The following is an 11,880-nucleotide window of genomic DNA, read 5'->3' as shown; positions in this document are numbered from 1 at the left end:
AGTAGTACTGGTGAGGTATTTTCACCTCATGCACGCAGCTTAGGCATTTCATTCGTTGCTCCTTCTCCTTCTGGAAGCATGCATAGGTTTTGCCATCGACTTGAATCATCCATTGGTATGGCTGCGTAAGCTAATTGGTGAAACGGTTACTTATGGCGCCCTATCGGGTAGGTATCGGAGGGATATTCCTGGCAAGAATGGCGAACGCTGCTAGAGCCACGCGCGCAATCAGCGCTCGACACGTGGGCTTTGCATGAAAGCCAATTGAAGAAGCCAAGGAACGCAACGGGCGAAATTCGAACCAGAGCGGCGTTTGCGAAAGATATTTTCTTTGCTTGAGCGCAACACTCGACGCTCGACCACGAGGATTTCAATGCATGGCGTCCAGGAAGTCGATGCGGCCCTACAAGTCCTCCGCCGGAGGTTGGGGCGTGCTGCGGGCCGGCCTGGCCCTCACAGAGCAAGGCATCGCAATGGGCGCTGTCCGGCTCGGGCGCTCCTTCCGCATGGGTTACGGTCGGCATGGTTCGGTGCTTGGCTCCGCAGTTGCCGCCGGCACAGGCCCGCTCGACTCGCCGATCTTCGATGCGTTGTCATGGCGCGGGTGTCTCGGTAAGTCGCGCTGGTTCGAACTCTTCGCCGTGATGGCACCGCCCTGTCTTTTTGCCGTGCTCGCGGGCTGGACCACGGACGCCAGCGCCAGATCGTTTTTGATTTGCCTCGCCATTTATTCGGATGCGTTGATCGCCTTGCTTTGGTTTGTAGAGAAAGACGATGCCCAGACTGAACCGCCCCTGTCTCATCCGCGCCCCTTGCGGACGGTCCGATGCGCGAGGGGCCAAAGGGATGATCGTCCGCAATTCCTGCAGCCAGTGGATGCAGGCGAAACCCATGGACGACGAAGCGCTCGGCACGGACGCTTCGAGGTGATCGAGGCCGAATCCTGATCACCGTCGCCTTCGATTGTGGGCGCCCGGCCTTAAGGGTGAATTTTTCGGTAGGAGAGTGGGATGGCTAACCGAGCCTGGCACCTGACGGTGCCCTGCTTCTTATTATCTCTCGTTGCAAGTTCGGAAGCGTCAGCGTCCTACGTCGGGGATCGTTTCTTTCCCTCTACCCTGGCGACCGTCGTTCCCACCCCGGCCGACTTCGTCAATTTTCCCCAATTGACGCAGTTGCCTGACACCGCCTCGCGCGAGATCGACTTTCCTTTCTCCTACAGCAAGCTCATCACCCCGGATTGGTCGGTCTCGTTCACCGCGAACTACCGCATGATCGATCAGGGGAGCACACGGGCGGGCTTCGACAATCTCATGCTCGGCACGCAGTATGAACTCTATTCCAGTGCCGAGCATGAGTTCGTGCTCTCGGCAGGCGGCACGCTGGCGCTGGGCGGCACCGGATCGTCCGAGATCGGGGCCAAGTCGTTCTCCACGCTGACGCCAACCATATACGTGGGCAAGGGCTTCGGCGATCTGTCGGACTCGATGGCGTGGCTGCGCCCGGTCAATGTCACCGCGACCCTCGGAGTCGCACTGCCAACCGAATCCAACACCGTGACCGGCACCACCAGGGTCGACAACCCAAACATCCTGCAATGGGGCTTCGCCCTGGAATACAGCCTGCTGACCAATTCGTATTCCGCCGGCAAGGGGAATGCTCACCGCTTCGCGGAGGGTTTGGTACCGCTGGTGGAATTCGCGATGCAGACGCCGCTGGACGGGCCGTCGGCTGGAGAGACCACGGGCACAATCAATCCTGGCGTCATCTGGGTGGGCGAGTACGCTCAACTCGGGGTGGAGGCGATCATTCCGATCAACGAGAGTTCGGGCCGCGACATCGGCGTGCGCGCACAGCTCCACTTCTATCTCGGCAACATCTTTTCAAACGCGATCGGAAAGCCGATCTTCGACTGACCGCGCGCCGCGTTGTGTATGAACATGACCAGGATCCTTCGCGGCCAGAGGCGAGGCCGCCATGCGAGGGCCTCGGACCAATCGACGACGAGGACCGCCCTGGTCTATGCTCCGCCTCACTTCTTGTTGGCCGAATTATACTCCAATCCTATGAAGATAACCAATTACAGCCACGCCGGATGTGTTTCGTATAGTGCATCGAGACGTGTTTCGAACCTATTTAAACATCGCCGGCATGAGCGACAATTCTGTCGCCAATTCGAGTTTCGCCGGCTGCGCCACAGAACAAGAGGTGAAACACATGAGCTCTCTCTCAATCGCGGCTGCAGTCGCGGCAGTCCTCCTGTCGACCGCTTGGGCCGCTGCAGCAAGTTCGCCTCATGGACACACGCGGGCGAAGTTCGATCATGTCGAACGAAAAACGAACAGCAACCACTCATTGTTGCCGAGGCACGTTCAAGCACCGACAACCAGATCGGCCAAGAAGCCCGTATCGCAGCCCGATAAGAACGGGGACGAGTATCCCTCGGCCGATTCCGGCATGTTTTCGGGCATCAACGGGTTTTGATGACAAAGGCCTCACGCGACGCGCGGTTGAGGCTGCCTTGACCGCGCCGTCGACTTGAGTAGGCCCCACCTGTGACAAAGCTTGGCGAACGCCGACAGCACTGTCCATTCCTTCCTGTCCAGGACGTCGCGATGAGGCGGTCGAGCGCCAGTTGCGACGTCAGATCCTTGTCTGCGAAATCGCGCGATGCATCGCGCCGCAAGCAAGTCGCATCGCCAAAGGTGCCGACGCCGGCAACGCTCGGCGACCGTGAATCGGTTCGCTTGGGAGGCAGGAGGAAAAATGGGCCGATGACAGCATGTCATCGGCCCAAGAACTCGAGCGGTGAGAAACGCTCCCGGGGGGAAGAGCGCCTTCACAATCGATCAGCGGGCGAGGGAGGGGAGAGGCCCGCAGGATCAATCTGGCACGAGTGGAGCACTGCCACGATGGTGGACGGAAATGGGATCGAAACCAGCGATCGCAGCGCCGATCTACAACCTAGTGCTTTTTGCCGCCGGTGCTTCGTCGTTCTTGCCGGCTTTGCATCCAGCTTGCGGATTTCGCGCGGAACGTCAAAAAGCCCAAGCCATGCAGGGGAACCTCATTCAAGATCATCAAGACGTGACGTCCAGTAGCGCCAAATCGACCAATCACCTGGGAACGGCCGCAATTGAAGAACCGGCCAACTGGCCCGCGCGGCACAAATACCATTACTATCGATCGCGACATCCAATCACAAACCAAAGTATGAGTAGTTCAAACCAATACTCTATAACAGCCGACGGATGTAGAATGGGATAAATCATCGCTGGCGCCTTACGCTGACATCAGATGGGATAACCCGAAGGATGTGCGCCAAGCCATGTTGATGAATCCTGCCTCCAGTGACATCGATACACTCGCGATTGCTGCCTTCGCAGCCAATGCTCGGCGACCGGAGCAAATGGGACCACTCCTGTCGGCGGATTGGCGTGCTCCGTTCAACGGCGGAAAGGCACAACGTACCAACTCCGTGGCGCATGCGCAGTTCCGGCGCCGGAGCGCCGAAGGGGCCGATTACCGTGTCGAGATATCTTCAGCCGACGCTGTGAGCAGTCGCACGGCGATTTCGGATGGGATCGTTGCCGAGGTGGTCCAAGCCGCCGGTCATGACAAATTCGAATTCCGGTTTCGCGCGCCCATGCACTTGCTGGTGGTCTACGAGCAGGGCACGCGGCGAGACGGTGATACCTTCGTCGAAGGTTTACCCCGATCGAAACTGCGGGATTTTGGTCGCCGGCTTACCTTGGTGCCCGCCGGTCGCGAATATCTTGAATGGCATGCGCCGCGGACGTTTGCGCGTCTCATGTTTGTCTACCTTGATCCTGCCAAGCTGCAAGTTCCGTTCAACGCTGGCATGACAGATGTGACGTTCGCGGCGAAGCTCTTCTTTGAGGACGCAACGCTTTTGGGCACGGCCCTCAAACTGATGAGGTCGCTCGAAACTCCAACCCCGGAGAATCGGTGCTACCTGGAAGCACTGGGCATCGTCCTAGCTCATGAGCTGATCCATTTCCACGAGGGGACGCCGAGAGCCGAACCCCAGCTTCGAGGCGGGCTTGCGGCTTGGCAGCAGCGGATAGTCACGGCGCATATCGAAGCGCATTTGGGCGAACCGGTACCGCTCGCCACTCTCGCGCAGCTTGCCAGGTTGAGCCCATGCTATTTTTGCCGCGCCTTCAAGCTGTCTTTTGGGATGCCTCCGCATCGGTACCTTACCAGCCGTCGAATCGAGCATGCCAAAGGTCTCCTTGCGACGCGCGCTCATTCGGTGACGGACATCGGATTGACTGTCGGATATAGCGAAACCAGCTCATTCACGGCCGCTTTTCGCAAGGCGACCGGCCTGACGCCGAGTGCTTACCAGCGGAGCCTCGGATAGACCCTGGACGTCCCCTGTGAAGCCAGCGCTCTTCGATCGAGACTTTGTGCTGGCTCTCACCTCCCCTGGCCCTTGGTCGGAGATCTGGTTTCTGGCGCAATTGGCGGGCGCGTTTTCCGTGCCCGTTCCGCTTCCGCTTCATCGCTCTTGCCAAGGGGGGCGCCAGCTCGGCGACCTGCAATTTCGTCCCTCCAGGAGACTGAAATCGTTTTCGCGTCAATCTGACGGTCCCGTCCCGGCGGTTTTGGCATATCTGATGTCAACCATTGCCGTATGTCTGATGTTAACCATTGCCGTATGGCACAGCGATGAAGGTCTGCTGTTCGCCACGCTTGATCAGCAGCAGCACCAACTTCTTGCTGGATTTTGTTGCGGCGCTAATGGCCTGGCTCGTCTCCTTAGCAGTCTGTACCGGCACGCGATTGACCGAGATGATGATGTCGCCCAATTCAATGCCGGAGGTGGCTGCCGGCTGGTCCGGATCGACACCCTCGACCACGGCACCACGCACCTGCGAAGGCACATTCAAGGCCTGGCGGACGGTTAGATCGAGGTCACCAAGCGCCAGACCGAGTGTTGGAAAACTGGAATGCATCGGCTGGGAAGAGTTGATTGCGGCCACCTGTTTGACGCTGTCGTCATTGCCGCCGACGACGACCGACAACGCAACTGTCTTCCCATCGCGCCAAACGGACAGCGTCTCCCTTTTTCCCGGCGAGAGATCCGCCACGGCTCGAGACAGGGTCTTGGGCTCCTTGATGGTTTGACCGGCAAATCCGGTGATGACGTCGCCGGTCTCGATGCCCGCATGAGCGGCGGGCGATCCATCGCCGACATGAGCGACCAAAGCACCTTCAGGCGTCGGCAGACCGAGGGCGTTGGCGAGATCCGCTGTAATCGGCTGCATCTCGATGCCGAGCAGCCCATGCTCGATCGAACCGTTCTTCACCAGCTTGGCGACGATCTGTTTGGCCTCATTGGAGGGGATCGCAAATCCGACGCCGACGCTGCCGCCATTGGGCGAGTAGATCGCGGTGTTGATACCCACGACAGCGCCGCGGGTGTCGACAAGAGGCCCACCCGAATTGCCGTGGTTGATCGGCGCGTCGATCTGAAGGAAATCGTCGTAGGGACCACTGTTGAGGTCGCGCCCGCGGGCGGACACGATTCCCGCAGTGACTGTCGTTCCGATACCGAACGGATTGCCAATCGCCAGAATCGGGTCGCCTGCCCTGAGGCCGTCGGAATTACCCCAGGCGATAGTGGGAAGGGGCTTTCCAGCCTTTACTTTCAGGACCGCAAGGTCCGACTTTGCGTCGTGGCCGACAAGGGTCGCCTGCAGCTCGGTTCCATCGTCAAGCGTCACCATGATATCCGAAGCTCCGTCGATGACGTGGTTGTTGGTGACGATGGTGCCGTCTGAGCTGATGATGAAGCCGGAACCGAGGGCCTCTGCCAGTTGCGTTGCTCCTTGCGGTGGTGCCTTGGGTGCCGGGATTCCCCGATTGCCGAAGAATTGAGGCAACCGCTCATCGGACGACAGACCGCTGTCCGAGGGCTGGATTTGATCATCGGGCGCCGATGAAGTTTTCACGATCGACGTGATCGTCACCACCGCCGGCTTGTCGGCCGCAACGATTGGAGCATAGGAGGTGGCCGAAGCGGAAATGGTGGAGCCAACCGGTGAAGGCCCCGTTTGCGTATCGGCCAGACTCGCGTTCAGAGCGACCCCAGCAGCGAGCGGCGCTACGAGGACGGCAGAGAAAAGCAGCACGGCGCGGTGCCTGCGGAGGATGTTGAAAGTTGACATGGTCGCGATCCGTGCGAGGCTTGGTCCTGGCGCCGTGGCGCGTTCCGCATGCGGAACCGTCTATCCGGCGTATGGCCGATCGGATGCCCTAGCCTCGCTGATGGACTCCCGATCGAACCGATTTACTTAAGCTGGTACTGGCCCGCTTCCGGATTGTGTTTTGTTTGCAAGGCTGCGGCAGTTACTTGCGGGACGGCGCAGTTTCTTTCGAGAAAGACCATTTCGCATGGAAGTGTCTCCTCGCTGAGGCCCGCATTGGGCGTCAGTCAACTTTGGCCACTTCAGCTGCCTGATCTGGAATCAAGAGCACCCTGTAGGTCATGCCCTCGCACTTGAGCAGGTAGACGGTCTGATTGGGGGCGGACTCGGCCTCAATGCGCTCCGCAGAAGTCGGATTTTTGCAACGGAAGCCTTGGCTTCGCACCTGGTCGGCAACGACGGTTGCCGCGGTGTTCTGGTCCTTGGCTGTGGCGGTCGCTACGGTGCCCGTGAGACAGATCGACATGAAAACGCCGGCGCCAATCGATGAAATCTGCAGCAGCGCTCGATTGCAGTCCATTTGTAGTCTCCTCGTCTTATTTCACCGGCAACCGCTACCGCAGAAAATCGGCGGCTTCGACCTTGGAAGCCGTCCGTCGCAGACGGTCACATCGTGACCTTGGGCCGCCTTCGATCACGTTCGGCAGCAGCATACCGGCTGGCTTGTGGAACGGCTTTGTCTGCTTTGCGGCCACTGGCCCTTCCTTGCGGTTATCAGTCCTGAGGTTGCAGCGTGTACCTGGCGATGGACGCTGCGTGTCCGGTCCGGGCCTGTCGGTCCCGGGGGGATGCTCGGCAGACCGGTGTCAGTCGGCCCGGTGCCCCGGGAATACACATATTTGAGCGTCACCCGCAGCTGTCCGCCCAGTTCACGGTGCAACGGCAGCGGCGGGCGACCGGCTGTCCATCACGTCTTTCCATTATGCCTGGGCGGCATTCTATTCTGATATAGTGCGGTGGAAGTCCGACATCTCGGGGGACCGATCATGTTGCCTTCTTGTGGGGCGAGGCCCTGAGGTCGCTCGCGCGGCAGCAGGAGCCGCGTCGGGAGTATCCGAAAATGAAAGCAATGTCGCCGCTGCGGACATATGGCTTGGCCATAGCCATTTCCGGCGTCGGCTTGTTGGTGTTCTGGCTGTCCGGCGAACAGGAAGAGATCACCGTGCGCCATACTTACATGCGTTTGGCCCTCCTTGCCGCAATTGCGATCGTGACCGGCTTTCTCATTCAAGAGTCGCAAAGGCAGGCTGCGTTGGACCGCGCTGTGTATGACACGCGTGAATTCCTGGAGCGCATTCCCGGACTGGCATGGATCGTCGACACGGAAGGCCGGTTGGCCAAGGTGAACACGAGCCTTCGGGATTATCTCGGCACCGGCGACACCGGTAATCTCCATTGTCGGCAGGTTATTCATCCGGAGGACTTCGACCGAACTGCAGGCCTCATGTCGCAATGCCTGGAGAATGGCCAGGAATTTCATGGCGCGTACCGGCTTCGTCGCCACGATGGCACCTATCGCTGGTTCCGTGTCGCGGCCTGCCCCAGGCACGATCGGAACGGCAAGTTCAACGGATGGTATGGAATCTTGCTCGATATCGATGACCAGAAGGTCCAGGAGGAAGCCCTGCGCGCGAGCGAGCACAGCGTCCGGTCAATACTCGACAACATCCCGGGGATGATCGCAACCGCTGACTCCGAAGGCAATCAAGACTACGCCAACAAGACGCAAAGGGATTATTTTGGACTGGACCTCTTCGAACTGAGTGGGCTGGGCTTTCTCAGCATCATTCATCCCGACGAGCGCGACAGCGTTGCGGCAGCGCGACAGCGTTGCATTCAAACCGGCGAGCCAATGGACCGCGCGTACCGCATGCGGCGACACGATGGCGTATACCGCTGGTTCCATGCGCGCGTCGAACCAATTTTCGACGAGGATGGCAAAGTCATACGCTGGTACGGCCTGTTCACCGACATCGATGACTTCAAGAGAGTGGAACAGGCTTTGGAGGCCAAAGAGCTTCAGCTCCAGCGGCTGATCGACGCTCTTCCGACACTGGTCTGGTCCGCCCACCCAGACGGATCCACCGAATTCCTGAACCGGAGATGGCTCGAATACACGGGCCTGTCTCAGGAGCAGGCAAGCGACTGGGGTTGGACTGCCGCCATACATTCGGACGATCGGGACCGGCTTGTCGAATACTGGCGATCTCTCCTGGCAGCGGGTGCGCCGGGCGAGATCGAGGCACGGCTGCGCCGCTTCGATGGCCAATACCGCTGGTTCCTTTTCCAAGGCGAACCAGTGCTCGATGCCTCCGGCATTGTGATCCATTGGTTCGGGAGTAACACCGATATCGACGATCGCAAGCGGGCCGAGGAGGCGCTGCGAGCCAGACAGTATGAACTCCAGCAGCTTGTCGACACCATACCGACACTCGTCTGGTCCGTCACTCCCGAGGGTGAACCAGCCTACATCAACAAGCAGTTGGAAACCTACTATGGCCGCAAGATCGACCACAGTGAGCCCAAGGAGGGTACCAAGCTGGACGGGGCACTTGGACGCCTTATGCATCCCGATGACTTGGAGGCTGTGAAGAGAAGCCTGATCCACTCATTGAAGACCGGGGAGCCTTTCGCCATGCGGTACCGCAACCGCCGGGGCGATGGCATCTATCGCTGGGTTGATAATCGCGCCCAGCCGCTACGGGACGACGATGGCCGCATCGTGAAATGGTATGGCGTCATCATCGACATCGATGACGAAATGAGAGCCCATGACATCGTTCGTGCGACGCAGGACAAGCTTTCGCGCGCTTCGCAGCTTGCGAGCCTCGCCGAGCTGTCGGCCTCGATCGCGCATGAGGTCAATCAGCCCTTGGCGGCTGTCATCACCAACAGTCATGCCTGCCAACGCTGGCTGTCGGCGGATCCTCCAAACCTGCAGCGGGCACGCATTACCGCGGAGCGAATGGTACGCGATTCCATGGCAGCGGCCGAGGTCGTCAGCCGGATACGAGCACTCTTCAAACAGACCGCTTCGTCCAGAACTTCAATCAATCTCAACGAGGTGATCAGCGAGGTGCGTCAGCTGATGTTCGATGAAATAATCTCGCAGGGCATCTTCGTTGAGACGGATCTCGATGCGGCCCTGCCGCCGGTGCTCGCGGACCGCGTACAGATGCAGCAGGTGCTGGTTAATCTGGTCCGCAACGGGATCGACGCAATGAAGTCGACAATCGACGTGTCGAAATCGCTCAAGTTTGGATCACGCCGCTGTGGAGAGAATGCGATCCTGGTCGACGTCAGCGACAACGGCGACGGAATTGCCGAACCAGAACGAATTTTCGAACCGTTCTTCACGACGAAGGCGGGGGGAATGGGTATGGGCCTGGCAATCTGCCGCTCGATACTGGAATCACACGACGGCCGGCTTTGGGCAGAGAACATCGAGCCAAGGGGAACGGTGTTCTCGTTTACGTTGCCGATCCAATCGGGCGACGCGGCATGACCCAGGACGACTGCCTCGTTTTCATCGTTGATGACGACCAGCGCATATGCGAGGCGCTGTGCGAGCTTCTGGCGGCAAGAGGCCTGGCTTCCGTCGCCTTCAACTCGATTGCCGACTATCTGGCTTTTCCCCGGCCGGACTTGCCCGGTTGCCTGATCCTCGATGTCGAACTCCCTGATATCAACGGGTTGGAATTCCAGAAACAGACCGACCACGAGCAACATCCGCCTATCATCTTCATCACCGGACACGGTGACATTCCATCTTCTGTACGCGCCATCCAGCGCGGCGCCGTGGATTTCCTCACCAAACCGTTCAGCGAAACCGAGTTGATGAAATCCATCCACACGGCGATCGATCGGGATTGCGGCGCCCGCCTGGAGCGGGCCGAGCTTGTGACGCTAAAGCGGCGCCTTTCCTCCCTGACCTCTCGCGAACGCCAGGTTCTGCCACTGGTCATCAGCGGTCTTCTCAACAAGCAGGCGGCTGCGGAACTTGGGATCAGTGAGGTGACGCTGCAAATCCACCGCAGCAAGATCATGCACAAGATGCAGGCTGCATCGCTGGCCGATCTCGTGAGGATCGCCGAAAGACTGCAGGTACCAGTAACCCATTCTCGGCGCGCGGGAACATCTTCGAAATGAAAGCAGCACGGAAATCAACGATCGCGGTTGTCGATGACGACGTTCGGGTCCTCGAGTCGATCGAGGATCTCCTAGAGTCGGCGGGGCACTCGGTTTGTTTGTTCTCATCCCCTCAGTCTCTCCTCGAACGCGACGTGTTGCGTAAGATAGATTGCCTGATTGCCGATATCGGCATGCCAGTTGTCGACGGCTTCGAGCTGCGCCGGCGAGCGCGAAAAGTGCGTCCCGACTTGCCCGTCATTTTCATTACGGCGCGCCATGAAGCCGCAGACCAAAGGCGCGCGGCGGCTGAAAGTCATCATGGTTTCTTTCGAAAGCCCTTCGATGCTTCAGCATTGCTAGCGGCGGTCGCCCTGGCCGTTTTGGCCTCACCAGAGGGGAGTAGTGATGACAAGTGATCTGATAACCCGAAAATATGAAGGCCTGCTGCTGCGGCCGACGCAGTCATACGCTCGTTCGGTGGCTGCCCCCATTTATGCCCGGACTACCCAAAATGCGTTCGTCTTCATCGTCGAAGACGATGTTTCGATGCGCGAAGGGCTGGTTGATTTGCTGGACTCCGTCGGTTTGCAGAGCGAGGCATTCTCGTCTCCGACCGAGCTGTTGAACATGGAATTGCCCGACCTTGCGAGTTGCTTCGTGCTGGACATTCGTATGCCCGGCATCAGCGGTCTCGACTTTCAGGCCCGCCTTGTCGCAGCCGGCGTCCGTATTCCAATCATATTCATGACCGGCCACGCCGACGTTCCGATGGCGGTGAGAGCCATGAAGGCAGGTGCCGTCGACTTTCTGACAAAGCCGTTTCGCGAACAGGAAATGCTGGATGCCGTCACAAGAGCCATCGAGCTGGACGGCATGCGCCTCGAAAGCAATCGGCAGGCGATCGAGACTTTCACCCGATTTCAGACGCTAAGCGAGCGCGAGCGCGAGGTGATGGATCTCGTGACGGCAGGATTGATGAACAAGCAGGTTGCCGGAAGGATTGGCGTGGTAGAATCCACGGTTAAGATTTATCGTGCTCAAGTCATGAGAAGGATGGGCGCGCAATCCCTGGCAGACCTGGTCAGGATGGCCGAACTGCTGCGCTCGGCACCTGCTCCCGTAACTAGCCTCAGGGCTATTCTGGATAGACCTAGGTAGTAGTCCAACCCGCCGATCGGATACGGATCTGTACCAAGCCAGAGTGGAGGCTCGGACACGCTTCCTTTATCCTTGCGCTCTCTCCGCGGCAGCGCGTGGAACGACATTCTGCCCGATCGCTGTCGAGGGGAGCTCGGAGCGGGTCATCGATGTCGGAGTTGCAGGACATTCTCGGTGGCACAGCGCCCTGCCCTTCGTGAAACGGCATTGCATGAAGCGCTACGGCGCGTTTGAGCGGGCCGTCTGCCCCCACCTGCCATGGGAGCCTCTAAAGCGACGATCAGAAAGCGGACCTGCCAGGGCCAAGATTGGTCCAATACAGATTTGGGGAGCAAAATCCCTTACCACCGACCGC

General features: G+C 59.3%; 9 protein-coding genes. 7 read left to right on the top strand and 2 right to left on the bottom strand.

All coding sequences use genetic code 11. From position 1 onward, the window contains the following. The first annotated feature begins 377 nt into the window (after window positions 1–377). The 3 genes from OHD62_RS01855 to OHD62_RS01845 all read left to right on the top strand — a co-directional run bounded on the left by OHD62_RS01855 (window position 378) and on the right by OHD62_RS01845 (window position 4,387). Window positions 378–947 carry a hypothetical protein gene (locus OHD62_RS01855; protein WP_263780529.1) on the top strand — a complete coding sequence of 190 codons (570 nt, stop codon included), beginning with the start codon at window positions 378–380 and terminating at the stop codon, window positions 945–947. A gap of 63 nt (window positions 948–1,010) precedes the next feature. Next, complete coding sequence (locus tag OHD62_RS01850; protein ID WP_263780528.1) at window positions 1,011–1,916, top strand: hypothetical protein; 906 nt, start codon at window positions 1,011–1,013, stop codon at window positions 1,914–1,916. Between the two features lie 1,412 nt (window positions 1,917–3,328). After that, on the top strand, window positions 3,329–4,387 hold the full coding sequence (locus OHD62_RS01845) for an AraC family transcriptional regulator (RefSeq protein WP_263780527.1): 1,059 nt from the start codon (window positions 3,329–3,331) through the stop codon (window positions 4,385–4,387). A gap of 283 nt (window positions 4,388–4,670) precedes the next feature. Here OHD62_RS01845 and OHD62_RS01840 read toward each other — a convergent pair whose 3' ends face one another. Together OHD62_RS01840 and OHD62_RS01835 are read right to left on the bottom strand one after the other, a co-directional pair. Beyond that, window positions 4,671–6,197, bottom strand: coding sequence for a Do family serine endopeptidase (locus tag OHD62_RS01840; protein ID WP_263780526.1), 1,527 nt, complete (start codon window positions 6,195–6,197; stop codon window positions 4,671–4,673). 262 nt (window positions 6,198–6,459) lie between these two features. After that, window positions 6,460–6,756 (bottom strand): hypothetical protein, encoded by a 297-nt coding sequence (locus tag OHD62_RS01835; protein WP_263780525.1) that lies wholly within the window; start codon window positions 6,754–6,756, stop codon window positions 6,460–6,462. A gap of 540 nt (window positions 6,757–7,296) precedes the next feature. Here OHD62_RS01835 and OHD62_RS01830 point away from each other — a divergent pair. From OHD62_RS01830 to OHD62_RS01815, 4 genes are read left to right on the top strand one after another with little or no spacing between them, the layout of a single operon-like run. Next, on the top strand, window positions 7,297–9,741 hold the full coding sequence (locus OHD62_RS01830) for a PAS domain-containing protein (RefSeq protein ID WP_263780524.1): 2,445 nt from the start codon (window positions 7,297–7,299) through the stop codon (window positions 9,739–9,741). Continuing rightward, window positions 9,738–10,385 (top strand): response regulator transcription factor, encoded by a 648-nt coding sequence (locus OHD62_RS01825; protein ID WP_263780523.1) that lies wholly within the window; start codon window positions 9,738–9,740, stop codon window positions 10,383–10,385. Before OHD62_RS01830 ends, OHD62_RS01825 begins: the two co-directional genes overlap by 4 nt. Then, window positions 10,382–10,783 carry a response regulator gene (locus tag OHD62_RS01820; protein WP_263780522.1) on the top strand — a complete coding sequence of 134 codons (402 nt, stop codon included), beginning with the start codon at window positions 10,382–10,384 and terminating at the stop codon, window positions 10,781–10,783. The genes OHD62_RS01825 and OHD62_RS01820 overlap by 4 nt, the downstream gene beginning before the upstream one ends. Then, the gene (locus tag OHD62_RS01815) at window positions 10,773–11,525 is read left to right on the top strand and encodes a response regulator transcription factor (protein ID WP_263780521.1); all 753 of its coding nucleotides are present in this window, start codon (window positions 10,773–10,775) and stop codon (window positions 11,523–11,525) included. The genes OHD62_RS01820 and OHD62_RS01815 overlap by 11 nt, the downstream gene beginning before the upstream one ends. Window positions 11,526–11,880 lie beyond the last annotated feature (355 nt).

Origin of the sequence: Mesorhizobium sp. YC-39, from assembly GCF_025753795.1 — a bacterium.
GTDB lineage: Bacteria > Pseudomonadota > Alphaproteobacteria > Rhizobiales > Rhizobiaceae > Mesorhizobium.
The sequence above is the reverse complement of the archived record's forward strand: the minus strand, read 5'-3'. Positions and strand labels throughout refer to the sequence as shown.